The following is a 25,430-nucleotide window of genomic DNA, read 5'->3' as shown; positions in this document are numbered from 1 at the left end:
CGTTCCGGCCCGTGCCGTTGACCGTCGTTGCCGCACTCATCGTGACCTCCGGGCGGAAATCCGCATCACCACGGCCGAGAGCACCGCCGAAACCAAACCGAGCAGCACGGAGGCAGCCGCGGCCCGGCCGTAGTCACCGGCGACGAAGGCCGAGTCGTAGACGTAGAGGCTGGGTGTCCAGGTGCTGGTCACCGCCCCGGTGAAACTCCGCAGCACGAGCGGTTCGGTGAACAGCTGCAGCGCACCGATGATCGTGAACACCAGCCCCACGAACAGGGTTGGTCTGATGGAGGGCAGCTTCACCGACAGGGCGGTGCGTATCGGCCCCGCACCGTCCACCCGGGCCGCTTCCAGCAGCTCACGGGGGACCGTCTGCAACGCGGTGTAAAAAATGATCATGTTGTAGCCCATCCACTGCCAAGTGGCGATGTTGACCACCGACGGCAGGATGCCGTTCGCCCCCAGCGGGTCGATCGGAGCGATGGAACTGATCGGACCGATGCCGGGACTGTAGAGATACCCCCAGATCAGCCCGGCGATCACGCCGGGAACCGCGTAGGGCAGGAACACCGCGAGCAACCAGACCTGCTTCAACCGCGCGACCGCTGAGTCGATCAGCAGCGCCACGACCAGCGCACCACCGAGCATCAGCGGCACCTGGATCACCGCGTACAACGCGACGTTGCCGACACCGTGCAGAAAATCGGGGTCGGTGACGACATCGGCGTAGTTGCCGAAGGCGACGAAAACACTACTGGGCCCCGAGAACCCCAATCCGCTCAACCGCTCGGTGAACAGACTCAGGTACAGCGCGTACGTGACCGGTGCCAGCACCGTGCCGAGCAGCAGCAGGGCGAAGGGCGCGCACAACAGCACCGCCGCGCCGCCGAGACGAGACGTCCGCCCCGACGGGCCTCCGTCGAGCACGGCTCTGCCACCGGAACGCGCACCGGGAAGGCTCCGGCTCATGTCGAACCTCCCTCGATGACCGACAGCCCCGAACCGCGCATGGACCGCACCGCGTCGCGCTGCACCCGCTCGATCGCCTCCGGGAGCGTGCTCCCTCCGGTCGCGACCGGGCTGAACCGGTTCTCCAGGGTCGAGAAGAGCCCGAGCGCCGTCGGGCCCCAGGTCCAGTCGGACACCCGCCGCGTGGCCTCGTCCAGCACGTCGTAGATCGGCTCGCCGAGGAAGTAGCCGCCGCGGTAGCTCTCCCGTGCCACGGCACGGTTGGGAACGTAGGCGGGCAGCAGTGTGGTGAACGAGGCGGCGATCCTGGGCACCTCGGGATCGGTGCCGAGCCAGCGCAGGAAGGTCAACGCCGCTTCGGGCACGTCACTGTCGGCCGAGACCGCGAACGCGCTGCCGCCCTGCATGCCGGTCGAGGGAACTCCGTCCCAGGTCGGCAACGTCGTCACCGCCCACCGTCCCGAATCCCGCGGGATGGACTTGTGCAACGTCCCGGCGCTCCACGCCGCCCCCAGCAGGCTCCACAACCTGCCCTCGTGCATCGCCGCGATCCAGTCCTGGGTGCCGGTTCCCTGGCTGCGCACCAGGTCCGCGTCGATCAACTCCTGCCAGTAGCGCGCGGTACGCAGGGTTCCCGCGCCGCCGATGTCGACCTCCCAGCTGTTGTCCCGGATCCGCCACCACGGGTCGCGTGCCTGCCAGGCCATCCCGGCGAAGAACGAACCGTCGTTGAGCGGGAACGTGGTGAGCCGAGCCGCCGGATCGATCCGCCGCACCTCTTCGGCGGTCGTGCGGAACCGTTCCCAGTCACTCGGCACGGCGAGCCCGTGGGCGTCGAACAGGTCCTTGCGGTAGTACAGCACCATCGGGGCCACGTCGAAGGGCACCGCCCAGGTCCGACCGTCCGGCCGGACCGACCGCCACGCCGCGGCGGAGTAATCCGCGGCGAGATCGGACACGTCCTCGGTGATCTCGCGCAGTCCACCGGTCGTCAGAACCTGTGGAAGTCCCTGGTACTCGACGTGCATGATGTCCGGCGCGTTGTGCGCGCGGATGGCGTTGGTCTGTTGGGCGTAGCCACCGGACAGTCCACCCGCGAGCACGTTCAGGTCGACGACCACCTCGCGCTGCGACGCGTTGAAGGCTTCCACGTAGCGGTCCATGCCCGTCAACCAGGACCACATCGTGACCCTCGTGGCTCCGGCGGAGGTCTCACGCGACGCGCATCCGGACAGGGAACCGGCCAACACCGCTCCCGCGCCCGTCGCGCCCGCCGTGCGCAGCAGCGTGCGGCGGGAGACGGTCGCTCGCCGTTCACCGGAACGGGGTTCGCCACCTCTCGCTTCGTCCATGGAACCTCACGCTCTTTCCGTGACTGGGTGATGACAGTCACCCCACCCGGTGGCATAGTTCCGAGTCAACACAATCGCAACCAAGCGTTCACAATCGATCAGAAACGAAACCGCCTGCTGTGTGTTCGTGTTGGATCAACTTGCCCGATTCGGATGAACGGGTACCACCGAAGGGCCGGTCCGGCCCGATCGGACCGACGTTCGAAGCACTCAGCGGTGGTTGGAATCGGAAACGACCATGCCCCTCTCCGCCGAACGGCAGAGACTCATCCTCGCCACCGTTCGTCAGTACGGTTCAGTCCGGATATCCGACCTCGTCGAGCGCTTGGAGGTCACGGCCGTGACCGTCCGCCGCGACGTGAAGGCGCTGGCCGACAGCGGACTTGTCACGCGCGTCCACGGCGGGATCACCCTGCCGCAACGTTCCGAGAGCAACGACCAACCGGGCAACTCGTCAGCCGACTCCACCAGGACCCTGGCCGGCATGGTCACTCCCTCGGTCGAGTACTACTGGCCCGCCGTGATCAAAGGTGCGCAGGCGACGATGGCCTCCTCCAACGGGAGGCTGGTGCTGCGCTCCTCCTCCTACGATTCCACCGAGGACAGAAGACAGGTCGCCAAACTGCTGGAGCACGGCGTCCAAGTGATGCTGGCGGCTCCGACGACCACCGGCCACGAAGGCACCGAGCTGCTCAGGTGGCTCGGCTCGCTACGGGTGCCCGTCGTGTTGCTGGAACGCCTGCCCCCGCCCGAACTGCCCACACTGGCGCTGGACGCGGTCACCTCCGCGCACAACGTGGGAGCGGGACTGGCGATGCGTCACCTGATCACCCTCGGCCACCGGAAACTGGGAATTCTCACCTCCCGGTCCAGCCCCACCAGCAGAATGCTGCGTCGCGGGTGGAAGGAGGCGATCGACTCGCTGGGGGTCCCCGAGACCGACGACCTCGAGGTCGAGGTTCCGACCTACGGCTCAGCGGGGTGGGGCGACGCCTACGACGAGGTGCTGCGCCGCTGCAGCCGGGAGGGCATCACCGGGCTGCTCGTGCATTCCGATCGCGAGGCGGTCGGAGTGGTGGAGCGGGCCCGCGACCTCGGCATCGACGTGCCCGGCGAACTCGCCGTGCTGGCCTACGACGACGAGATCGCGGCGGCCGCGGACCCACCGCTGACGGCGATACGCCCGCCGAAGCACCGCGTCGGAGCGCTCGCGGCCGAACTGGCGCTGACCAGGACCGTGGAGAACGCCGAGCGGCCGGTGCACCGCGTGCAGCTCTGGCCCACCCTGCACGTGCGCGAGACCTGCGGGGCCGCCGAGAACACCGAAGCAGGGGGCCGAACCCACCGTTTGTCACCGCCGCGTGCCGGGTAAACCCGACGTATGCGGGGAAAACTACGGAAGTACCGGAGCAGGCGTGACTTCGGCGGCACCACCGAACCGCACGGTGACACTCGCACGAACGAGGGAAACTCCGGCCCTCGATTCGTCGTGCAGAAGCACGACGCCAGCTCGCTGCACTACGACTTCCGTCTGGAAGCGGAGGGGGTGCTGAAGTCCTGGGCGCTGCCGAAGGGACCGTCCATCGATCCGCGCGACAAGCGACTGGCAATCCGAACGGAGGACCACCCGCTCGATTACGCGGACTTCGAGGGGGTCATCCCCGAAGGGGAGTACGGCACGGGAACCGTCCTGGTGTGGGACAGCGGCTCGTACGGCCTGCGCACCGACCGGGACGAGGACGCCACCCAGCCGCTGGGTCGAGGGCGGATCGACATCTGGCTGGAGGGCCACAAGCTGCGCGGCGGTTTCACGCTGTTGCGCATGAGCAGACGCACCGAGGACCAGTGGTTGTTGGTCAAGATGGCCGACGAGGGGGCCGATCGGCGACGCAAACCACTCAAGAAACAGCCCCGTTCCGTGCGAAGCGGTGCGGATCTGAGCACGATAGCCGCTCACGGAGGGCAGCAGGAATGAACGGGTTCTTCGAGAGGTTGAGTGCCGAGTCCCGTGAGAAGCTCCGGGAACAGCCTTCCCCCGAATGGTCCGAACCCACGCTGGCGACGCTGGTGCACGAGCCGTTCAGCCACTCCGACTGGCTGTTCGAGCCCAAACTGGACGGCGAGCGTTGCCTGATCGTGCGGCACGGTGACCGGGTCGACGTCCTCTCCCGCAACCGCAAGTCGCTGGACCGGACCTACCCGGAGATCGTGGCAGCGGTCCCCCGCCTGGTCGAACCGGATTGCGTGCTGGACGGCGAGGTGGTCGCGTTCGACGGTGAGCTGACCAGTTTCGCCCGGTTGCAACAACGAATGCAGCTCGTCGACGAGGAATCGACACCGTCGGACATCGCGATTCGGTGCTACCTGTTCGACGTGCTGCACCTGGCCGGTCACGACACCACCGGCTTGCCGTTGCGGGAGCGCAAGAAGCTGCTGAGCAGCGCGGTGGAGTTCACCGACCCGCTGCGGTGGACCCCGTACGAGCACACCGACGGCGAGCGGTACCACCAGCGGGCCTGCGCGCGGGGCTGGGAGGGAACGCTGGCCAAGGACGCCACCGCCCCCTACCGGCACGGGCGCTCCCGCGGCTGGTTGAAGTTCAAGTGCGTCGCCAGCCAGGAGCTGGTGATAGGTGGGTTCACCGAACCGACCGGGAGCCGTCCCGATCTCGGCGCGCTGCTGGTCGGCTACTACGAGGAAGACGGCCTCGCCTACGCCGGGAAGGTGGGCACCGGATTCGACGAGGCCACCCTGGAGTACCTGCGCAGACGACTCGACCGGCTGGAGCGGGAGCACAACCCGTTCACGGCTGAAGTGCACGAGCACGGCGCGCACTGGGTGGCACCGGAGCTGGTCGCCCAGATCTCGTTCACCGAGTGGACCCGGGACGGCAAGCTCCGTCACCCCAGCTACCAGGGGCTGCGTCGGGACAAGGATCCTTCCGAAGTCACCAGGGAGCGTGGGACATGAGTGAGCGAACCCCACGTACGGCGGGACACTCGGTAGAGGTGTCCAAGGCCGACAAGGTGTTGTTCCCCGAGGACGGATTCACCAAGGGTGACATCGCCCAGTACTACCGGGAAGTCGGTCACACCATCGTGCGTTACACCAGGGAACGCCCGTTGGCGGCGGAACGCTACCCGGACGGGATAACGGGGCAGCGTATCTTCCAGAAGAACGTCTCCGAGCACGCTCCCGACTGGGTCCGCCGTTTCTCCGTCCCCAAGAAGGAGGGCGGCGTGACGGTGCACGTGGTCTGCGACGAGCCGGCCACTCTCGTCTACCTGAGCGATCAGGCCTGTCTGACACCGCACGTGTGGCCGTCCCGGGTGGACGCGCTGGACTTCCCGGATCGGCTGATCTTCGACCTCGACCCGGAGGGCAACGACCTCGAAACCCTGCGCGAGGCCGCCCGCTCCACCCGTGACCTGCTGGACGAGCTCTCACTGCCCTCCTTCGTCATGACCACCGGTTCCCGGGGCTTCCACGTGTTGACTCCGTTGCGGCGGCACGAGAACTTCGACGAGGCGCGCGACTTCGCCGGACAGGTGGCCGCGGTCCTCGCGGAACGCGAGCCCGCGACGTTGACCGTGCAGCAGCGCAAGGAAAAGCGCGGGAACCGCGTGTTCGTGGACTACCTGCGCAACGCGTACGGACAGACCGCTGTCGCGCCGTACGCCGTACGCGCCCGGCCCGGGGCGCCCGTGGCGACTCCACTGCGGTGGGACGAGCTCGCCGAGGTGAGACCGTGGGAGTTCACCGTGCGTGACATCCCGGCCAGGCTGCGCGAGCACGGTGACCCCTGGTCCGAGCTCGGCAACCGCGCGCACTCCCTGAACCGTGCCCGGAACCTGCTCGAACATCTTCGCTCGGCCTGACCAACGGACTACCCCGCACCCGTGACGGGTTCTCACGAGGCCCGAGAACGCACCGGCCCCGCTCCCGGTTGGTGCTGCACCGCCGTTTACCGAAATCCCCGTCCGGGTAATCCCGAAACGGCACCACCGGTGGTTCCGTGCAGCGCACCGCGGGCACTCACGGGCTCGCCGTCGCGAGCCACGCTCGTTCGGTTCGTCGAAGAGCACGTCGGGACCGCGCCGAACGAGCTGGACGGGGTGGCCCTCAGCGGCACCGTTTGGAACGGACACCGGACGGAAACCCGCCGAGTGGGCCGAACGAAGAACTCGCGAATCGGAGCCCACGCATGGTCGAACTGGTTTCGGATTTTCTGCTGCGACGGTTGCGCGAATGGGACGTGGACCGGATCTTCTCCTACGCCGGGGACGGCATCAACGGAATCCTCTCCGCGTGGCAACGCGCCGACAACGACCCTCGCTTCATCCAGGCCCGCCACGAGGAGCTGGCCGCTTTCGAAGCCGTGGGCTACGCGAAGTTCTCCGGACGGGTCGGGGTGTGCATGGCCACCGGCGGGCCAGGGGCTGTACACCTGCTCAACGGGCTCTACGACGCGAAGCTGGACCACGTTCCGGTAGTGGCGATCGTCGGGCAGCAGGGCAGCACCTCCTTGGGGGGTGCCTACCAGCAGGAGATCGACCTCGGTTCCTTGTACAAGGACGTCGCCAGCGAGTACGTCCAGACGGTGACAACCCCCCAGCAACTGCCGAACGTCCTGGACCGGGCGATCCGCACGGCGTGGACGAAGAGAACCGTGACCGCTCTGATCATCCCGGGGGACGTGCAGGAGTTGGAGTACTCACCGCCGACCCACGCGTTCAAGATGGTGCCCTCCAGTTTGGGCGTATCGGGCTCGGTGCTGATTCCCGCCAGCGACGACATCCAGCGTTCGGCCGACGTCCTCAACGACGGCGAACGCGTGGCGATCATGATCGGCCAGGGAGCACGTGGTGCCGGGACCGAGGTCACGGAGGTCGCGGACACGCTCGGAGCCGGTGTCGCGAAGGCGCTGCTCGGCAAGGACGTGCTCAGCGACGACCTGCCCTACGTGACCGGGGTTTCCGGGTTGATGGGGACTCGGCCCTCCTGGGAGCTGATGCGCGACTGCGACACGCTGCTGATGATCGGCGCCAGTTTCCCCTACAGCCAGTTCCTGCCCGAGTTCGACCAGGCCCGAGGGGTGCAGATCGACATCGATCCGACCATGATCGGGATGCGCTACCCCTTCGAGGTCAACCTCGTCGGGGACGCCCAGGCGACGCTGCGTGAACTGCTGCCTCTCCTGCACCGCAAGGAGGACCGCACGTGGCGTGCGAACGTCGAGCGAACAGTCACCCGCTGGTGGGAGACCATGGAGCGTCGTGCCCGAGTGGAGGCCGACCCTGTCAATCCCGAGTTCGTGTTCCACGAACTCTCCGACGAGTTGCCCGACGACTCGATCGTCACCACCGACGCCGGTTCCGCCGCGAACTGGTACGGAAGGCACCTGCGCATCAGGGGGAACATCCGCGGCTCGCTCTCCGGAACCCTGGCCACGATGGGGCCGGGAATGCCGTACGCCACTGGGGCCAAGTTCGCGCACCCCGACCGCCCCGTCTTCGCGCTGGTCGGGGACGGCGCCATGCAGATGAACGGCATCAACGAGTTGATCACCATGGCGCACTACTGGCCCGAGTGGCAGGATCCACGAGTGGTGATCGGTGTCCTCAACAACTCCGATCTCAACCAGGTGACCTGGGAACTGCGCGCCCTGATCGGCTCACCGCAGTTCTCGCCCTCCCAGGAACTGCCGGAGTTCGGCTACGCGCGCTTCGCCGAGCTGCTCGGACTACGCGGGATGAGGGTCGAGCAACCGGGCGACGTCCGCGGCGCGTGGCAACAGGCCGTCATGGCCGACCGCCCCTGTCTGGTCGAGTTCGTCACCGACCCCGCGGTGCCACCGATCCCGCCGGAGGCCAACTGGGACCAGATGGAAAACGTCGCCGAAGCGATGCTGCGTGGGGACCCCGACGCGTGGTCGGTGGTCAAGGAAGGCGTGAAGGCCAAGGCCCAGGAGTTCGTCCCCCACCGCTCCGGCCGAAAATGACCGGGAACGGCGCGGAGGTAACCGACGTGGGCGCACGAGCCTACCGGGTTCCCACGGAAACTCCGGAGGCCGACGGAACGCTCAGCTGGTCGGATACCACTGTCGTCGTCGTGTTCGTGCACACGGCCGGGCACACCGGCCTGGGGTGGACCTACGCTCATCACGCGATCGTGGATCTCGTGAAATCGGTTCTGCGATCCGCCGTGCTGGGCATCGGTGTCACCGATGTCCCCGCCGCGCGGGAGGCCATGCAGCGAGCGATCCGGAACCACGGGAGACCGGGGTTGATCTCGTGCGCGATGTCGGCAGTTGAGGTCGCGCAGTGGGACGCGGCGGCTCGGCTGCACGAGTTGCCACTGAGCCGGCTGCTCGGACGAGCACACGAATCGGTACCGGTGTACGGCAGCGGTGGATTCACCACTTACGACGACGACCAGCTGCGTACCCAACTGCACCGCTACGCGGGCGAGCACGGCATGTCCGCGGTGAAGATCAAGATCGGCGAGTCCTGGGGAACCAGCACGGAACGCGACCTCAGGCGAGTGAGGTTCGCACAGGAACTCACCGGAACGAACACCGCGCTGTTCGTGGACGCCAACGGCGCGTACTCGATCGGTCAGGCGGTACGGATGGGTGAACTGCTGGACCAGCTCGACGTGCGGTGGTATGAGGAACCCGTCTCCAGCGACGACCGAACCGGTCTCCGCAGGGTGCGCGAAGCCGTCGGAGCCGATGTCGCGGCAGGCGAGTACGGCTACCACCCCTCCTACTTCGCGGGAATGCTGGACGCCGAGGCCGTGGACTGCCCGCAGATCGACCTCACCCGCTGCGGCGGCATCGGCGAGTGGCAGCGGATCGCGGCGCTGGCCGCGGCCCGTAATCTCGACGTCTCCGGGCACTGCGCGCAGAACCTGACAGCGCACGTCGCCGTGTGCACGCCCAACGTCAGACACCTCGAATGGTTCCGCGACCACGAGCGTGTCGAGGAAACGCTCTTCGACGGAACGCTGCGTCCACACGGGGGCGCGGTGCGGCCGGACATGTCGGTGCCGGGGCACGGCATGGCGCTCAAGGAACCCGATTCGGAGCCTTACCGCGTGCGATGAGCACGACACTTACCCAAGGCGGACGAAGGGATCGGAATGGCTGCGGAGACCGGTCTTCCCGGCATTCCCCGGGTGGACACGACAGCGCTGGAACGGGAACTGAGATCGGCCGTGAGCGGTGAGGTCCGGTTCGACGAGGGCTCCCGCGGGGCCTACGCCACGGATTCGTCGAACTACCGCCAGGTACCGATCGCCGTGGTCGTTCCCCGCACTCCGGAGGACGGGGCCACGGCGATACGAACGTGCCGCGAACACGACGCACCCGTACTTTCGCGCGGTGGCGGGACGAGCCTGGGCGGCCAGTGCGCGAACGTGGCCGTGGTGATCGACTGGACGAAGTACTGCGACTCCCTGCTCTCCGTCGACCCGCACGAACGCACCTGCGTGGTCGAGCCGGGGCTCGTGCTGGATGACCTCAACCGGGCGTTGGGCAGGCACGGCCTGCGGTTCGGTCCCCAGCCCTCCACCCACAGCCACTGTTCGATCGGTGGAATGATCGGGAACAACTCCTGCGGGGCCAGCGCGCAGCGGTACGGCAAGACGGTGGACAACATCAGACGTCTGGAAGTGCTCACCTACGGTGGGCTGCGCTGCTGGCTCGGTCCGCTCACCGAGAGCGAACTGGAGTCGACCATCGCCGAGGGCGGCGAAGTCGGGCGGATCCACCAGGAATTGCGCGACCTGCGCGACCGGTATCGTGCTGAGATCCAAGCGAGCTATCCGGACATACCGCGCCGGGTGTCCGGCTACAACCTCGACTCGCTGCTGCGTCCCGACGGCCTCGACGCGGCGGGATTGCTCGTCGGAAGCGAGGGCACCCTGGCGACGGTGCTGCGGGCCGAGCTCGAACTGGTTCCGACGGTGCCGTACAAGGCCCTGGTGGTGCTCGGCTACGACGACATCGTGACGGCCGCTGACGCCGTGCCGGACGTACTGGCTGAGCTCAACCCCCTGATCCTCGAAGCGGTCGGGCCCGAGCTCGTGCACTTCATCCGCGAGGAAGGGCTTTTCGAGGATTCGCTCGAACTCCTGCCGGAGGGCTCCGGGTGGCTGTTCGTCCAGACGGGCGGGGAGAGCGTCGAACAGGCCGACGAAGGTGTCGACCGGCTGTTGTCGGGACTCGGCAAGTCGCGGGAGGAGCACGACGTGGCGGTCTCCGACGACCCGGACCGTGAGGAGCGGATGCTCAAAGCACGCGAGGCCGGGCTCGCGGCGACCGCCGATCCTCCCGACATGCCGGAGAGCTGGCCCGGTTGGGAGGACTCGGCGGTGCCTCCCGACCGGCTGGGTGATTACCTGCGCGATCTGCTCGCTCTGTTCGACGAGTTCGGCTACGAACGCCCCGCGTTGTACGGCCACTTCGGGCACGGCTGCTTGCACGTTCGGATTCCGTTCCGCCTGAAGAGCGGGCCGGGTGTGGCGACATACCGTGGTTTCGTCGAACACGCCGCCGACCTCGTCGCTTCCCACGGAGGATCGCTCTCCGGCGAGCACGGCGACGGACAGGCACGCGGCGAGTTGTTGGTACGCATGTTCGGGACGGAGACGGTGCGTGCCTTCGGCGAGCTCAAGGGGATCTTCGATCCGGACAATCGCATGAACCCCGGAAAGGTCGTCGCACCCTACCGGGCGGACGAGAACCTGCGGCTGGGCTCCGACTACCGACCGTGGCACCCGGAGACCTTCCTGGGATATCCGGACGATCACGCCGATTTTCACCAGGGCGTGATGCGTTGCGTTGGTATCGGCAACTGCCGCAGCTCCACCGGCGGCGTCATGTGTCCTTCCTACCGGGCCACCGGAGAGGAGAAACACTCCACGCGGGGACGCGCCCGGCTGCTGTTCGAGATGATGCGAGGCAACGAGGACTCCCCCATCACCAACGGCTGGCGTTCCGAAGCCGTCATGGAATCGCTTGACCTGTGCCTTTCGTGCAAGGGCTGCAAATCGGACTGCCCCACGGGCGTGGACATGGCGACCTACAAGGCCGAGTTCCTCGCCCAGCACTACCGCCACCGGTTGCGCCCGGCCTCGCACTACTCGCTCGGCTGGATGCCCGTGTTGGCACAGGTGGCCCGGTTCGCCCCCCACCTGGTCAACACCGTGCTGCACGCTCCCGGGATCGCCGGTGTCGGCAAGAGGCTCGCCGGAGTGACACCGCACCGGGAAGCTCCCGAATTCGCTCGCCACGGCTTCCAGGACCAATGGCTACGGCGTGGCTCGGCAGAGCCCTCCCCCGGGGATGACGACGCGGTAGTGCTGTGGCCGGACACCTTCACCAACCACTTCGAACCGCACATCGCACGGGCGGCCGTACGTGTGCTGGAGGCAGCCGGATTTCGGGTGGCGGTACCGACCGAGCCGGTCTGCTGTGGGCTGACCTGGATCTCCACCGGCCAACTCGGCATAGCCGGAAGGGTGTTGCGGCGTACGCTCCGGGTACTGCGCCCCTGGATCGAAGCTGGCACTCCCGTGGTCGGTATCGAGCCGTCGTGCACCGCCGTGTTCCGTTCCGACACCCGTGATCTCTTCCCGCACGACGAGGAGGCCGCGCGGGTCCGTGCCCACTTCCTCACGCTGGCGGAAGCCCTCACCGACCACGCACCGAACGAGCTGAGTCGGAGCGTTCCGGATACCGAGGCGCTCGTGCAGACACACTGCCACCAGCACGCCGTGCTGGGGTTCTCCGCCGACCGGACGATCATGCGGCGAGCGGGGCTACACCCCGAGGTGCTGGATTCGGGATGCTGCGGACTGGCGGGCAACTTCGGTTTCGAACGCGGTCACTACGACGTGTCGATGGCGTGTGCCGAGCACGCCCTGCTGCCCGCGCTGCGGAACACCGATCCCGAAGGGCTCGTGCTGGCCGACGGTTTCAGCTGCCGCACGCAGATAGCGCACGGCAGCAGGCACCGCGCCCGCCATCTGGCCGAGGTGCTCGATCCCGAACGAAAACCACTGCGATGACCCGTCGGACTCCGTGACCGGGAAGCCACACCTCCGGCGATGAATCACGAGTCATCCGGTCACGTGAATCCGCTCGTGGCCGAGGCGAGAAATCGCACGGACCGTGGAAGAGTGGGGAGACCAGCACCCTCTCGTAGCAGGTTGGGAGGCTCCCGTTCGGAGAGCTCCGACGCTCTCATGAGGACGCGCCGTGGAAGTGCTCCCGTCCAGCGGCACCTTCCCGGTCAGGTCGCCAGCGAAACCTGACCGGTTTCCGCGGATCGCAGCGCGGGCAGCAGCTCTGTTCCGGCGAACTCGAAAAAGCCCGTCGGATCGTTGTCCACCCCGATCTGCACCAGCGCCACATCGGTGAATCCCGCCTGCCAAAAGGACGAGACCGCATCCACGATCGGGCCCACTTCCGGACCGCACGGGATCGCCGAGGCCACGTCCTCGGGACGGACGTACTTGGTCGCCGCGGCGAAAGCGTCCGGCACGGGCAGCTCGGCGTTGACCTTCCAGCCACCGGCGAACCAGCTAAACTGCTCGTGCGCGCGCTCCATCGCCGCGTCACGGTCCGGGTCCCAGCAGATCGGCAGCTGCCCGATCTTGCGGTCGCCGGTGGTGTTCGAGGCACGATCCCAGTCCTCGCACAGTCCCGACTCAGGCGTGACGGCGATCATGGCATCGGAGGCCGAGGCGAATCGTCGGACAGATTGCGGCCCCGAAGCAGCCGTCCCGACGGGCACTCTCCTGTCGGGACGGTCCCAGAGCTTCGCTGAGTCCACCCGGTAGTGCCTCCCTACGTAATCGACGTTACCGCCCTCGAACAGCGCGGAAATGATCTCGATGGCCTCGGAGAGCATCTCGTGCCGGACGTTCACAGGGGGCCAGCCGTGGCCGATGACGTGCTCGTTGAGATTCTCGCCCGCGCCGATGCCGAGCAGGAAGCGGTCCCGGGACAGCAGACCGAGCGTCGCCGCCTTCTGTGCCACCACAGCCGGGTGATAACGCATGATCGGAGCCGTCACATAGGTCATCAGCTCGATGTCGCTGGTCACCTGGGTCACCGCGCCCAGTACGCTCCACGCGTACGGCGCGTGACCTTGCGGATGCAACCAGGGAAAGTAGTGATCGCTCATCACCGCGAAATCGAATCCGGTACGTTCGGCCGCCGCCGCGTGCTCGACAAGAGAACGTGGTCCGGACTGCTCGGTCATGAGGGTGTACCCGATACCCATCATTCCGTCATCCCCCGAGTCTGGTACGCGGTCGTATCAAGAACTTCGTCCATATCGCACTCCCGACGATGTGACCGTCCCGGAAGCTACACCGACCATGAGCGAAACACCCGGCGTGATCCGCTTTCGGAGGACCGATTCGCGGGAAAATGCCACTTTCGGGGAACACGCGAGGTGGAGCGCGGCCATCGGTGGGTGACCACCTGTCACGTGGACTTCATCTCGCCCCACGGGCATAGCTCGCGATGACGACACCGGTGGTGGTCGTGTCGGCGAGTTCGAACGCGGTCACGGCGAAACCGTCGGGGAACAACCGCCGTCCGGAGCCCAGGACAAGTGGATGGCTCGAGAGCACGTACCTGTCGACGAGATCGCTCGCCTCGAGCGTCCGGACCAGCTCGCCGCTGCCCATGATGACGAGGTCGCCTCCCGGCTGCTCCCTGAGCCCGGCGATCACGACAGGGACGTCGTCACCGAGCAGCGTCGAATTGGGCCACGGCAGGGGGTCGGTCAACGTGGTGGAGGCGATGTACTTGCGAACGCTGTTGAGCGCCTCGCGGAACGGACTCTCCCGGGCGTTCCAGAAACCGAGGACGTCCTCGTACGTACGGCGCCCCAGCAGGAACCCGCCACTGCCGCTCATCGCTTCACCCCACACCCGCAGCAGGACATCGTCCGTGTTCGCTTCGGCCCACCCGCCGTGGGCGAACCCATCGCGGGTGTCCTCCTCGGCCCTGCCGGGTCCCTGCACGACGCCGTCCAACGTGACGTGGTTGACGACCACGATCCTCGTGACACTCCCGGTGGGTCGATGTTCCGGCGCGAGCCGGGCTGCCGCGGCCGAACGGCAGAAGACCGATCCCCACCAGAACCGCGTCAGCATCGCGCCGCCGATCACCGGGCCGATCACGGCGCCCGCCGAGAAACACGTTCCCCAGAGCCCGATCGCCAGCCCCATCTGCTTGGGATCCCGGAACAGGGTGCGGATCAGCGAGATGGTGGAAGGAGTCAGGATCGCACCGGCCACACCGAGTACGGCGCGGGCTGCGATCAGCATCGCCGGGCTGGTTGAGTACGCGGCGACCACGGAAGCGGCGCCGAACGCAGCGGCGCCGATCAGCAGCAGTTTCTTCCGACCGGTCCGGTCGCCGAGCGTTCCCATGGTGATCAGGAAGCCGGCGAGCAGGAACCCGTAGATGTCGGTGATCCACAGCTTCCCGACCCTGCTCGCGCCCAGGTCTTCGGTCAGCCTGGGAAGGGCGAGGAGGAGAACGTAGACGTCGATGGAGACCAGCAGTGTCGGCAGGGCGGTACCGCGAGCGCGATCCATTCCCGCCACCCGGCCCTCAGCGGGATCGTGTCGTTCATTACAGGTCCTTCCATGCCTTCGCAGATTTCCGGGTCGCCCGCGAACGGGACGATCCGGCTGTCGTGGGAAGCTCGAAATCGCCGAGCGATTCTTGACATCCGGCGCGGAACGAAACGAGAGCGCTGTCGATGACCGGCACTTCGCGAGAAGGCGTACCGAGCGGAGACAGTGGTCGTCGACGGATCGGACGAACCTATGCGAGCCGGTCGGTCCGCCTACGAAGGAAGCGCTGCTCGGGCGGGCCGGGGGCACGGCTGGAGGCGAGCAAGTAGTTCTCTCGCACAGCCGCCGTGTCTCCGACGAGTTCCAGCAGATGAGCGCGCACGGCAGTGAGTCGGTGGTGACGAGCCATCCGCTCATCGCCCTCCAGTTCCGACACCATGGCCAGACCTGCTTCCGGACCGTCGGTCATGGCCACCGCGATCGCGTGGTTGAGCGTGGCCACGGGGTTCGGCGCGATCCGGCGCAGCACCCGGTAGAGGAACCCGATCTGCCGCCAGTCGGTCTCGTTCACGTGGGATGCCCGCACGTGCAGCGAGGCGATCGCCGCTTGCAGCTGGTACGCACCGAGCGGCGAGCTCAGCATCGCATCGGTGATCAGCCGAGTGCCCTCCTCGACCATGTCGCCGTCCCACAGGCTCCTGTCCTGCTCGGCCAGCGGGACCAGTTCACCCTCGGGAGCGGTGCGGGCCGTGCGGCGCGCATGGGTCAGCAACATCAGCGCGAGCAAGCCGGCGACCTCGCCGTCCTCGTGCAGCGAGCGGTGGATGTCGCGGGGGAGCCGAATGGCCTCGTCGGCCAGGTCGGGGCGCTGCAGGTCAGGTCCGGACGTAGCGATGTAGCCCTCGTTGAAGCTCAGGTAGAGCACGTGCAGGACGGCTCCCAACCGCTCGACGTACTCCGTGCCCTCGGGGATGCTCGACGTCGTTCCCGCTGCCCGGATCCGCTGTTTGGCACGACTGATCCGTGCTCCCATCGTGGCCTCGGGCACCAGGAAGGCGTTGGCGATCTCAGTAGTGGGCGGTTTCACCGATCGCTCCTCGTCCGTGTCGCCAGGAGCTCCGTCCTCGCCGAGCCGCTCACGACCCCGAAGCCGCTTCGGGGCCGGCCGCGAAAACCACGGGGCGCACCTCCACACCCAGTCCTGCCACCTTGGCGTCCGGGATCAACGCGGCCAGTTCGAGAGCACGGTCGCGGTTCGCGCATTCGACGAGATAGTAGCCGCCGAGGTACTCCTTCGCCTCGACGTACGGTCCGTCGCTCACCACGGGCACCCCATCCCGGACACGAACGACGACGCTTTCGGGGGGATCGGCCAGCGCGTTCGCGGCGAGCAACTCACCGGATTCCCGGACGGTGGCCATGAACTCGGACTGACCTTCCACCACCTCGTTGCGTTCTTCCTCGGTGAGGGCCTCCCAGATCCGCGGATTCATGTGCATGAGCAACAGGAACTTCATGCCTTTCCCTTTCCAGCAGCGGTCGGGCGGGTGGTGCTACACGCCCGGTCGGTCTCGGAAGGTAGCGGATCTTGAGGCCGTCTCACCGAGGTGAACCGGCCGAGGAAAATCCCGTTGGCAACCCAGCGATGACGTGCTCGCCCGTACAACACCTCCCCGGCGCGCAGTCCCGTTGAATACGTCCCGTCGCATCCGCCGACCGAAGTCCGGGGAATTCGGGCATTGCTCGTGGCGATCCCACTCGATCGAGTAGCACCGTGACCGGATCCGGACCGCCCCTCGATCGCCGCGCGCGGCATTGTGTTCGGATGTCGGAGTGGCAGTTTCGAAACACACATCCACGGAACCAGCGATCGGCCCCGAAACCCCGGCTTCGAGGAACGGTTCGCGGGAACGGTTGAGCGCCCTGGTGACGCGTTACCCGCGTTTCCTCGTTGCCGCTTCGATACCGCTGTTGGCCGTCTCGGTGTGGTTCGTGCTGCTGCCCGCTCTCTTCCGCGGGGAAGGTGGGGAACTCTACCTCCGGGGTGATTTCGAGGTCTACCGCTGGGCCGTACACACCTGGTTGTCCGGCGGCGACATCGTCGAGGACTGGGCCCCACTCCGGGGCGGCAATCTGCTGCCCTGGGTGTATCCCCCGTTCGCGCTGTTGCCGCTGAGCGTGTTCGCCCTGCCGCCGGTCACGGTGGGAGCGTTCCTGATGTGGGCCGCGGACCTGGCTGCCATCGGCATGACGCTCTACCTGATCGTGCGGCACCAGTGGCCCGGTGTGGGACCTCGCGGCGCGTTCGCCGTCGCGGCCCTAGTGCTCCCGTTTCCCCTGTGGTTGGAGCCCGTCTACGCGTGCTTCGCCCAGGGACAGGTCAATCTCCTGCTGATGGGACTGGTCGCCGCGGACTGCCTCGTGCGGAATCCACGATGGCCGCGTGGCCTGCTGGTGGGCATCGCCGCCGCGATCAAGCTCGTGCCCGCGGCTTTCCTGCTGTTCTTCCTGTTCCGCAGGGATTTCCGAGCAGCGGTGACCTGCACGATCACCGCCGTGGTGTGCACGCTGCTCGGCTTCGCGATCGATTTCGAGGCATCGGTGGACTACTGGTTCCGCTATGGTCCGGCCTCCTCCGTTATGGGACATGCGGCCGACACCAACCAGTCGATCATGGGTGTGCTCGCCCGACTGGTATCGCAACCGGTGGTGGAGTACGGAATCTGGGCGGTACTGTGCCTCGCGCTGACCGTCGTGCTCGTACGCACGCTCGGCCGGGTCGAACCGCCGGTGGCGATGACGTTGACGGGGGTGTTCGCGCTGCTGGTGTCACCGACGACCTGGTCGAGTCACTGGGTCTGGGTCATTCCCGGTCTGCTGATCCTGCTCGGCTCCGCGGTGCGGACCCGTAGCATCAGCCGGTTCCTGCTCGCCGTGGCGATCCTCGTCGCGGGCAGGAAGGTAGCGTTCCACGCGCTCGCGGCCGACGTCTCCCCGCTGCTGTATGTGCCGCAGCAGCTCGTCGGCAATGCCTACGTCGTCCTCGCTGCGGTGGCGTTGCTGGTGACGTGTTGGCAGGCGAACCGCTCCCGCGCGTACGAACCGGCCGCGAAGCACTAACCGATCCGGGCGCACCCGCGCCAAGGGACAGCGGGCACGGCGACCAGGTCGAACAGACCGAGGCTGCCGGTGCCCGCACGAGGCACCTACCCGTACTCGGTGGTCGACGACCTCACCGCACCGCGAGCCCGCTCCCACCGCGCGTCTCCTTCGCCGGAACAGTGCCGCTCCCGCCTGCCCCGTCCCGGCCACGGGAGCGAATACCGACGGAACCGATTCACGCACGCACCCCGCTCACCTGAGTGAGCGTTCCCGACACACCAGATTAAAATAAAACGTTTTAAGCTTCTTTGGTCGCCTCGGTCATCCACGCCCGACTCGGCCGTGCCGGAACACGCCCATCTGCCGCGTCTCGGCGCACAACGAGCGAGCAGGCACAACCACCCCACCGATCCAAAACAGCTCCACCCCCGGCGACACGCGAAAGAGCGTAACCGCTACCGCATCCCGGGCGATACCGCCCGCACTCGACACCCGCTCCGCACACGCGCATCCGGTGCGTAACAGTGAGCCGACCCGTCCGCACGAATCTCGCGCACGGTCTTGTTCACAGCCCCGAAGGCCGCTATGGTTCGCATCACTTTGAAACGATTTACCTCTACTGCTTCCGCAGTCGGAGCGTGAGAAACCAGGGGCAACGGATGGGAGGGCCAATGGAGGTCCGTTCCAGAAACAACCGCACGACGGGGTGGCGCGCGACGATCGCCGTGGCCATGTCGAACTACATCGAGGCCGGATCGATCATCGCGATCGCCACGAGCCTCAGCCTGTGGCAGGAACAATTCGGCCTGGACAACCTGGCTGTAGGCCTGCTCGCCTCACTCAGCGCCAACGCGTTCGGCGCCGCGGCGGGCGCGGCCATCGGCGGCCCGCTGTGCGACCGGTACGGCAGGAAGTTCATCTACACCTACGACCTGCTGCTGTACATGCTGGGCGTGCTGCTGGCCGTGTTCGCCACGTCCTACGGGATGCTGCTGACCGCCTTCATACTGACCGGTATCGCCGTCGGCGCCGGGGTGACCGCCTCGTGGACCTACATCGCCGAGGAAGCACCGGCGCACGAACGTGCAGCTCACGTGGGTACCGCCCAGCTGGCCTGGTCGATCGGGCCGATGATCGGCTACCTGCTGGCCGTCGTCGTGGCACCGCTCGACCTGCTCGGCAGTCGACTGATCTTCGCGCACCTGTTCGTCGTCGCCGCCATCACCTGGTGGGTGCGACGCGGCCTGCCGGAATCCGGGCTCTGGCGAGACAAGAAAAACTCCCAGAACGAGGGCCCCTCCTTCCTGGGCAGCCTGCGCGGCCTGTTCACCAAGAAGGCCAACCTCACCGCGATGCTGTTCCTGTTCGGCGTCTACGCCCTGTGGAACACCGTGGCCGGGCAGTCGGGGATCTTCCAGCCGCGCGTGTACGAGGCGGCCGGCGTTACGTCCGTGACCGAGCAGTACCTGCTGCAGGTGCTCATGTGGGGCTGCACCAGCGCGGCGACCTACCTCGGGTTCATGCGGCTCGCCGACCGGATGAGCCGCCGGTGGCTGTACTGCTCCAGCGCCCTGCTCGGCGTTCTCGCCTGGGCCGCGCTGATCTACGTCCCACCGGGAATGTTCACCCTGCTCTTCTTCGCGATCGGTTGGGGCGTGTCCATGGGCGTAGGCGCGCAGGCCTTCTACGGCCTGTGGACCAGCGAGTTGTTCGCGACGCAGTACCGCGCCAGCGCACAGGGCGTGCTGTTCCTGGCCGCCCGAGTGCTCGTCGGCGTGCTCAGCGTCTGGTTCCCGATGCTGCTGGCGCAGATCGGGCTGCAGGGACTCGGCCTGCTCATCCTCGGCCTGCTGGCCGCCGCCCTGCTCATCGGAACACTGTGGACACCCAACACCCAGGGCAAGGACCTGAAGCAGATCGAACGGGAGCGCTACGGAACCGCGACAGCGGAGGATCCGGTGATGACCTCGTGACCCGCGTGTGCTTCCAGCTGTGGATCGATCCGAACCGCCTCGACGAGTACCGACGCCGCCACGCGGCCGTGTGGCCCGAGATGCTGCGCGAACTGGAGGCCTCGGGACGGCGCAACTACTCGCTGTTCCTGCGTCCGGACGGACTGCTGATCGGCTACTACGAGACGGACTCCGTGACCGCTTCGGACACCCACCTCGCGGAATCGCGGGTGGCCGCGATCTGGGAGGAGTACATGGCCGATCTCTTCGTCGGCCGGAGCGGACGCGCCGACCAGACCGCGATCACTCTCGAAGAAGTCTTCCATCTCGAGGACCAGCTCGCCGATCTCGACGAGCACCACCAGCACGCGAGCACTACACCGGTACTCGACAACGCCGATCCGAACGAAGGAGAACGATGACCGTACCGCATCGCTTCGACGAGATCACCGAAACGCTCGCCCGCCAGTCCATCGAACTGCCCAGCTGGGCGTTCGGCAACTCCGGCACCCGCTTCAAGGTGTTCGGCACCCCCGGAACCCCGCGCGACACGCACGAGAAGATCGCCGACGCCGCCAAGGTTCACGAGATGACCGGGCTCGCGCCGACCGTGGCGCTGCACATCCCGTGGGACGACGTCGAGGACTTCACCGAGCTCAAGGCCCACGCCGAGAATCTCGGGGTCGAGCTGGGCACGATCAACGCCAACACGTTCCAGGACGAGGACTACAAGTTCGGCAGCCTCACCCACTCCGACCCCGCGATACGGCGCAAGGCCATCGATCACCACTTCCGGTGCATCGACATCATGCACGCCACCGGATCGACCGATCTCAAGATCTGGCTGGCCGACGGGACGAACTACCCCGGTCAGGACTCGCTGCGGGCGCGCCAGGACCGGCTGGCCGCGTCGCTGGCCGAGATCTACGAGCGGCTCGACGCGCACCAGCGGCTCGTGCTGGAGTACAAGTTCTTCGAACCGGCCTTCTACCACACCGACGTCCCCGACTGGGGGACCTCGTACGCGCAGGTCAGCGCGCTCGGCGACCGGGCGTTGACCTGCCTGGACACCGGACACCACGCGCCGGGCACCAACATCGAGTTCATCGTCATGCAGCTGATGCGGCTGGGCAAGCTCGGCTCGTTCGACTTCAACTCGCGTTTCTACGCCGACGACGATCTGATCGTCGGCGCGGCCGACCCGTTCCAGCTGTTCCGCATCCTGTACGAGGTCATCGCGAACGGTGGGCTCGGCGAGGACTCCCCGGTGCGCTTCATGCTCGACCAGTGCCACAACATCGAGGAGAAGATCCCCGGTCAGATCCGCTCGGTGCTCAACGTGCAGGAAATGACCGCACGCGCGCTCCTGGTCGACCGAGCGGCCCTCGACAGAGCCCAGGCCGAGCACGACGTGCTCGGTGCGAACGAGGTGCTGATGGACGCCTTCCAGACCGACGTCCGACCCGCACTGGCGCGGTGGCGCGCCTCGCGCGGGCTGCCCGAGGAGCCGATGCGCGCCTACGCCGAGTCCGGCCACCAGCGGTACCTGGCCGAGCAACGCGTCGGGGGTGCGCAGGCGGGCTGGGGCTGACGGCCACACCGGCCGAGCGCGCCCCCGCGGGACACCGATCAGGTGGGAGCCACTCCTCGGTGGGCGGGAGCGGACACCGCTCCCGCCCACCGAGTGCTGTCGGTCGAGCGGGTGTGACTCTTGTGGCCGGTAGCGGGGACACGCGGTCTCCGCGACCGGGACGCATCACCCCTGGACGGACGAATCCGCTTCCGCCCCGAATCGCATCTCGAAGTCGTGCAACGCGAGGCTGCGGAAAGGCTCACGACCCCGCAACCACCCCAGCGGCCCGTGCGGATCCGGGTGCCACGACGAGGTGCGCACGGCAACGCGACCGCGCGCCCGCACCCGGTTCTCCGCGATTCCGCCCGCCATCGACTGTGCGATCCGGTAGCCCAACGACCACTTCCCCGGCAGTGACACCCGGTCGCGCAGCGACGCCGAGGCGATCCCGTGCGCCTCGATCCGCAACGGCTCCACGGAATCGACCCCGAACGTGGCCCGCTCCTTGGGGATGCCCCACAACTCACGACCGCCTCGCAGGGAGGCCGCACTGTCCACCCAGATGTGGGTGATACACGCACGGAGGCGGGCGCCACGCCGCACGAGCACGGCGGCGAGCAGCTCGTTGTACTCCAGCACGCTCCCGGACCGGTAGAGCACCCAGGCAGTACCGACGATGCCCGTGTCCCCCAGCAGCACCGGTGACAGTCCCTCCGGGACAGCGGGGAGCAGCCGTTTCGGCAGTCGCCACAGCGAAACGGACATCTCACCGCACAGCCACCAGGGTTGTGGCGGATACGTCATGTCCGCTCCGGACTCCCGTGTCGGGTTCGAATCGTGGTTCTTCGACGAGCTCGTGCGCCCGCAGCCTACCCGAACTCGCGCGTGCTCGAACAACGAGGAACGCGCTCACCCGGTCCCCGACGTCGCCCGGCCCCGCTCTACCCGACAGCGACGTCGGGGATGACCGCACGTCCCCGGGCGAGCACGAGCCGCTGCCGGTGCAGCGCGGTCAGGTCGGCGAGCGGATCCCCGTCCACCGCGAGCAGGTCGGCCGTGTTTCCGGGCGCGAGCAGGCCGACCCGGTCCAGGCCGAGCGCGCTGGCCGCCCCGCTCGTGGCCATGTCGATCACGTGTGCGGGGGACCAGCCGACCGCGTCGGCGTAGTAACTCAACGCGCCGACGTAGTTGTCGAACACCGATGTGGGCAGGCCGCTGTCGGTGCCGGGCACGAACCGAACCCCGTGCTTGTCCATCCAGTGGAGCCGGTCGAGGGCGGCCTGCGAACGCTGCTCACCGACCACGACCCGCTGGAAGGTCCTCCAGTCCGGCGGGTAGGCGTGGCACACGACGATCCCCCGCACGGCGATCTCGCGGGCGACCTCGTCCCGCAGGTCCGGACCGGAGTCGTCCGAGCCCTGCCACGAGCAGTGCTCGATGGTGTCCACCCCGGCCTCTGCCGCGGCCGCGATCGCCTCGGTGCCGTGCGCGTGCGCGGCCACGGGGAGTCCGGCCGCGTGGGCTTCCCGCACCACGAGGGCCAGCTCCTCGGCGGAGAACTGGCTCTGCCAGGTGGCCGGCGACTCGGGAGTCATCTCCCCGCCCGAGGCCATCACCTTGATGACGTCGGCACCGAGAGCGACGTTGCCCCGGATGCGATCACGGATCTCCGCCGTATCGGAGACCTCGCCGCCGAAGAACCAGCAGTGCCCCTTCAGCGGAGTCAACGGCGGCCCGGAGCCGAGCAGGCGCGGGCCCACGAGGTCACCACGGTCGATCGCGTCGCGTACCCGCAGCACCAGCCCGTCGCGGTCACCGAGGTCTCGTAGCGTCGTCACCCCCGCCCGCAACGCCTGCTGCGCACGGCCGGCGATGCCGAGCAGCAGTTCCGCGTCGTCGGCCGCCTGGTAGCGCTCGAGCATGCCGAATCCGGCGTCCCACGTCAGGTGGACGTGGGCGTTGACGAGCCCGGGCAGCACGGTGCCGCCCACCGCGGTGTGTCGTCGCGCGTTGTCGGCGTGCGGTTCGACTTCGGCGCGGGGTCCTACGGCGGTGATCGTGTCCCCGTCGACGAGCACCGCGCCGTCGGGGATCCGCTGTCCGGCCGGCCCGGGCACTACCTGGTCGGCGGTGATGAGTTGTTGCATGGGGTCCGCTTTCAGTCGTGAGGGTCGAGGGCTTGGGCGAGCCGGACCAACTGGCTCACCTCGGTGTCCACAGTGGCCGCGGTCGTGGCCGGAGCCGCCACCAGCAGGGGCACCGACGAGGAGGGGGTGTGTCCGGCCGCGCGCAGCTCGAGCGCGCGGCGCACGGCGTCGGCCTGCTCGGCCGGATCCGCCTCTGGGTCGCAGCCGACGTCCCGCATCCAGGGGCTGAGCTTGGAGAGGCCGTCGCGGCATTCGATCGCCCGGCGCCAGAACGCGCGGTGCACCTGTGCGGCGGAGAACCGGTCCCGCCAGAGCTGTCCCGGCTCCCGGCGGGTGTGGTCGAGTGCGTCCTCGGGGAAGGCTTGGTGCATTCGCTCCCACAGGGGTCGCAGGGCCCGGTACTGGCGCCGGTGGTGCAGCCAGACCCGCAACGTGGCCCATCGGGCGGCGATCCCGACCGCGAGCAGTCCGCTGATCCACAGCACCGCGCCGACCTGGATGAGCGAGGTGGCGCCGGTGGCCAGCGCGTCCGGGGCCACCAGGCCGGTTCCGGCGAGAGCGACGTACATCCCGCGCCCGGCCGAGGCGATGCCGAACAGCACCATGCCCGCCGCTGCCAAGCGCAGCCCGAACCGCACGCGGGAGTTGGACTCGCGCCCGTAGCGCATCGCCCAGACCGCGGCAGCGCCGCAGGAATACGTGAAGTAGACGAGGGCCACCGCGTAGAAAGCCACGACTTCGGGGCGGTCGAGGGCGGCATCCCGCAACCGGCCGCTGGCCGGGTAGGAAGCGGCCTGGAGCCACGGCGGAGTGGCCGCCATCGACGAGGCCAGCACCACGCACACCACCACGGCCGTGGCACCGTCCCACCACCCCCGCAGCGGCACTCGCGGCCGTTCCTCCGCGCGACCGGAGGCGTACCGCGTCCCGGATGCCGACAGCAGGAAGAACAGCATCACCGCGTAGAACCCCAGCACCAGCGCGCAGTTCTGGATGAGCTTGCCCATGCCCGCGGTGATCAAGCCGTCACTCAACGCCCGCAGCGCGGCGATCACGAACGCTTCACCGAGCAGCAACAGCACCAGCGCCACCACGATGACCCACAACCCACGATCACGGGGACTGCGGGCGAGGCGATAACCGAACCACCCTGTCATCACCAGTTCGAGCAGCTCGGTCGGTGTCACAGCCATTCGACCTTGTCTCCAAGAGCACGCCGCAACCGGTGGTCACGGGCATCGTTCGACGGCAGGGTGACACCGTCCCGCGCGGCGGCACGGCCGAGCAGCACGGTCGCGATCGTCTCGGCCTCCCGCTCGACGCGGGAGTTGTACGAGGTACGGCGGAGCGTTCCCGTGCTGCCGTTCGGGTCGATCTCGGACAGATCGTTGACCGGATCGAGGGGGTGACCGCCGAGAACGTGCCCCAGTTCGTGCGCCACGACGTGCTGCTGGTGCAACGGGGTCGCCACCCGCTGGTACAGGATGTAGATCGCCTCGTCCCGCGGTTCCGGTGCGTACCGGATGGTCAGCCCGAACGGCCCGTGCGCGGGGAGATCGAACGGTGCTGCCACGATCGGCACCGGCCAGATCGCGCTGAGGCGCTCGCACACTTCGAGCATGTCGGTGGGCTCCGCGATGCCAGCCCGGCGCAGTGTCGAACGCAGCTGCCGCCGCAGCCGGGCCTCCTCCCGGTTCCGTCTCCAGAGCTGCCGTAACGACACAGTCCT

20 protein-coding genes and 1 pseudogene are annotated in these 25,430 nt (G+C 67.7%); 11 read left to right on the top strand and 10 right to left on the bottom strand.

Annotated elements, in window-relative coordinates; all coding sequences use genetic code 11:
* Positions 1-36: 36 nt before the first annotated feature.
* Both BM150_RS18715 and BM150_RS18710 read right to left on the bottom strand, forming a co-directional pair.
* A complete protein-coding gene (locus tag BM150_RS18715) occupies positions 37-969 on the bottom strand; it encodes a carbohydrate ABC transporter permease (protein ID WP_092928624.1) in 933 nt (310 codons plus the stop codon).
* Positions 966-2,321 carry an ABC transporter substrate-binding protein gene (locus tag BM150_RS18710; RefSeq protein ID WP_092928623.1) on the bottom strand — a complete coding sequence of 452 codons (1,356 nt, stop codon included), beginning with the start codon at positions 2,319-2,321 and terminating at the stop codon, positions 966-968. The genes BM150_RS18715 and BM150_RS18710 overlap by 4 nt, the downstream gene beginning before the upstream one ends.
* Before the next feature lie 238 nt (positions 2,322-2,559).
* Here BM150_RS18710 and BM150_RS18705 point away from each other — a divergent pair, with 238 nt between their 5' ends.
* From BM150_RS18705 to BM150_RS18675, 7 genes are all read left to right on the top strand, one after another.
* Positions 2,560-3,693 carry a substrate-binding domain-containing protein gene (locus BM150_RS18705; RefSeq protein WP_092928622.1) on the top strand — a complete coding sequence of 378 codons (1,134 nt, stop codon included), beginning with the start codon at positions 2,560-2,562 and terminating at the stop codon, positions 3,691-3,693.
* 9 nt (positions 3,694-3,702) lie between these two features.
* Complete coding sequence (locus BM150_RS18700; RefSeq protein WP_092928621.1) at positions 3,703-4,296, top strand: DNA polymerase ligase N-terminal domain-containing protein; 594 nt, start codon at positions 3,703-3,705, stop codon at positions 4,294-4,296.
* Positions 4,293-5,291, top strand: coding sequence for a non-homologous end-joining DNA ligase (gene ligD, locus BM150_RS18695; protein ID WP_092928620.1), 999 nt, complete (start codon positions 4,293-4,295; stop codon positions 5,289-5,291). The genes BM150_RS18700 and ligD (BM150_RS18695) overlap by 4 nt, the downstream gene beginning before the upstream one ends.
* Entirely contained in the window at positions 5,288-6,199 is a 912-nt protein-coding gene (ligD, locus tag BM150_RS18690) for a non-homologous end-joining DNA ligase (RefSeq protein ID WP_092928619.1), read from the top strand. Before ligD (BM150_RS18695) ends, ligD (BM150_RS18690) begins: the two co-directional genes overlap by 4 nt.
* A 326-nt stretch (positions 6,200-6,525) precedes the next feature.
* Positions 6,526-8,322, top strand: a complete 1,797-nt coding sequence (locus tag BM150_RS18685) for a thiamine pyrophosphate-requiring protein (RefSeq protein ID WP_092928618.1) — start codon at positions 6,526-6,528, stop codon at positions 8,320-8,322.
* Complete coding sequence (locus tag BM150_RS18680) at positions 8,319-9,428, top strand: enolase C-terminal domain-like protein (RefSeq protein WP_092928617.1); 1,110 nt, start codon at positions 8,319-8,321, stop codon at positions 9,426-9,428. Before BM150_RS18685 ends, BM150_RS18680 begins: the two co-directional genes overlap by 4 nt.
* A 36-nt stretch (positions 9,429-9,464) precedes the next feature.
* Positions 9,465-12,395: an FAD-binding and (Fe-S)-binding domain-containing protein gene (locus BM150_RS18675; protein WP_092928616.1), complete on the top strand. Its 2,931-nt coding sequence runs from the start codon at positions 9,465-9,467 to the stop codon at positions 12,393-12,395.
* Between the two features lie 224 nt (positions 12,396-12,619).
* Here BM150_RS18675 and BM150_RS18670 read toward each other — a convergent pair whose 3' ends face one another.
* The 4 genes and pseudogenes from BM150_RS18670 to BM150_RS18655 form a co-directional block, all read right to left on the bottom strand.
* On the bottom strand, positions 12,620-13,615 hold the full coding sequence (locus BM150_RS18670) for a TIGR03557 family F420-dependent LLM class oxidoreductase (RefSeq protein ID WP_092928615.1): 996 nt from the start codon (positions 13,613-13,615) through the stop codon (positions 12,620-12,622).
* Between the two features lie 217 nt (positions 13,616-13,832).
* Positions 13,833-14,983, bottom strand: a pseudogene (locus BM150_RS18665) (dihydrofolate reductase family protein).
* A gap of 194 nt (positions 14,984-15,177) precedes the next feature.
* A complete protein-coding gene (locus tag BM150_RS18660; protein WP_092928614.1) occupies positions 15,178-16,014 on the bottom strand; it encodes an RNA polymerase sigma factor in 837 nt (278 codons plus the stop codon).
* Positions 16,015-16,063: 49 nt separating this feature from the next.
* Positions 16,064-16,444: a YciI family protein gene (locus BM150_RS18655; protein ID WP_092928613.1), complete on the bottom strand. Its 381-nt coding sequence runs from the start codon at positions 16,442-16,444 to the stop codon at positions 16,064-16,066.
* Positions 16,445-16,853: 409 nt separating this feature from the next.
* Between BM150_RS18655 and BM150_RS18650 the strand changes: the two genes are divergently transcribed.
* The 4 genes from BM150_RS18650 (at position 16,854) to rhaI (ending at position 21,572) form a co-directional block, all read left to right on the top strand.
* Complete coding sequence (locus BM150_RS18650; protein ID WP_092928682.1) at positions 16,854-18,047, top strand: glycosyltransferase family 87 protein; 1,194 nt, start codon at positions 16,854-16,856, stop codon at positions 18,045-18,047.
* A 653-nt stretch (positions 18,048-18,700) separates the two neighbouring features.
* The gene (locus BM150_RS18645) at positions 18,701-20,002 is read left to right on the top strand and encodes an MFS transporter (RefSeq protein ID WP_175496905.1); all 1,302 of its coding nucleotides are present in this window, start codon (positions 18,701-18,703) and stop codon (positions 20,000-20,002) included.
* Complete coding sequence (locus BM150_RS18640) at positions 19,999-20,403, top strand: L-rhamnose mutarotase (RefSeq protein WP_092928612.1); 405 nt, start codon at positions 19,999-20,001, stop codon at positions 20,401-20,403. Before BM150_RS18645 ends, BM150_RS18640 begins: the two co-directional genes overlap by 4 nt.
* Positions 20,400-21,572 (top strand): L-rhamnose isomerase, encoded by a 1,173-nt coding sequence (gene rhaI / locus BM150_RS18635; protein ID WP_092928611.1) that lies wholly within the window; start codon positions 20,400-20,402, stop codon positions 21,570-21,572. The genes BM150_RS18640 and rhaI overlap by 4 nt, the downstream gene beginning before the upstream one ends.
* A gap of 165 nt (positions 21,573-21,737) precedes the next feature.
* Here rhaI and BM150_RS18630 read toward each other — a convergent pair whose 3' ends face one another.
* The 4 genes from BM150_RS18630 to BM150_RS18615 form a co-directional block, all read right to left on the bottom strand.
* A complete protein-coding gene (locus BM150_RS18630; RefSeq protein ID WP_092928610.1) occupies positions 21,738-22,358 on the bottom strand; it encodes an acetoacetate decarboxylase family protein in 621 nt (206 codons plus the stop codon).
* 137 nt (positions 22,359-22,495) lie between these two features.
* Entirely contained in the window at positions 22,496-23,701 is a 1,206-nt protein-coding gene (locus BM150_RS18625) for a metal-dependent hydrolase family protein (RefSeq protein WP_092928609.1), read from the bottom strand.
* An 11-nt stretch (positions 23,702-23,712) separates the two neighbouring features.
* Positions 23,713-24,894, bottom strand: a complete 1,182-nt coding sequence (locus BM150_RS18620; RefSeq protein ID WP_139219586.1) for an MAB_1171c family putative transporter — start codon at positions 24,892-24,894, stop codon at positions 23,713-23,715.
* A complete protein-coding gene (locus BM150_RS18615) occupies positions 24,885-25,424 on the bottom strand; it encodes a hypothetical protein (RefSeq protein WP_092928607.1) in 540 nt (179 codons plus the stop codon). The genes BM150_RS18620 and BM150_RS18615 overlap by 10 nt, the downstream gene beginning before the upstream one ends.
* Positions 25,425-25,430: the final 6 nt, after the last annotated feature.

This window comes from Actinopolyspora alba (genome assembly GCF_900112765.1).
Lineage (GTDB): Bacteria > Actinomycetota > Actinomycetes > Mycobacteriales > Pseudonocardiaceae > Actinopolyspora > Actinopolyspora alba.
Note: the sequence above shows the minus strand (reverse complement) of the source record. Positions and strands in the feature narration are given on the sequence as shown.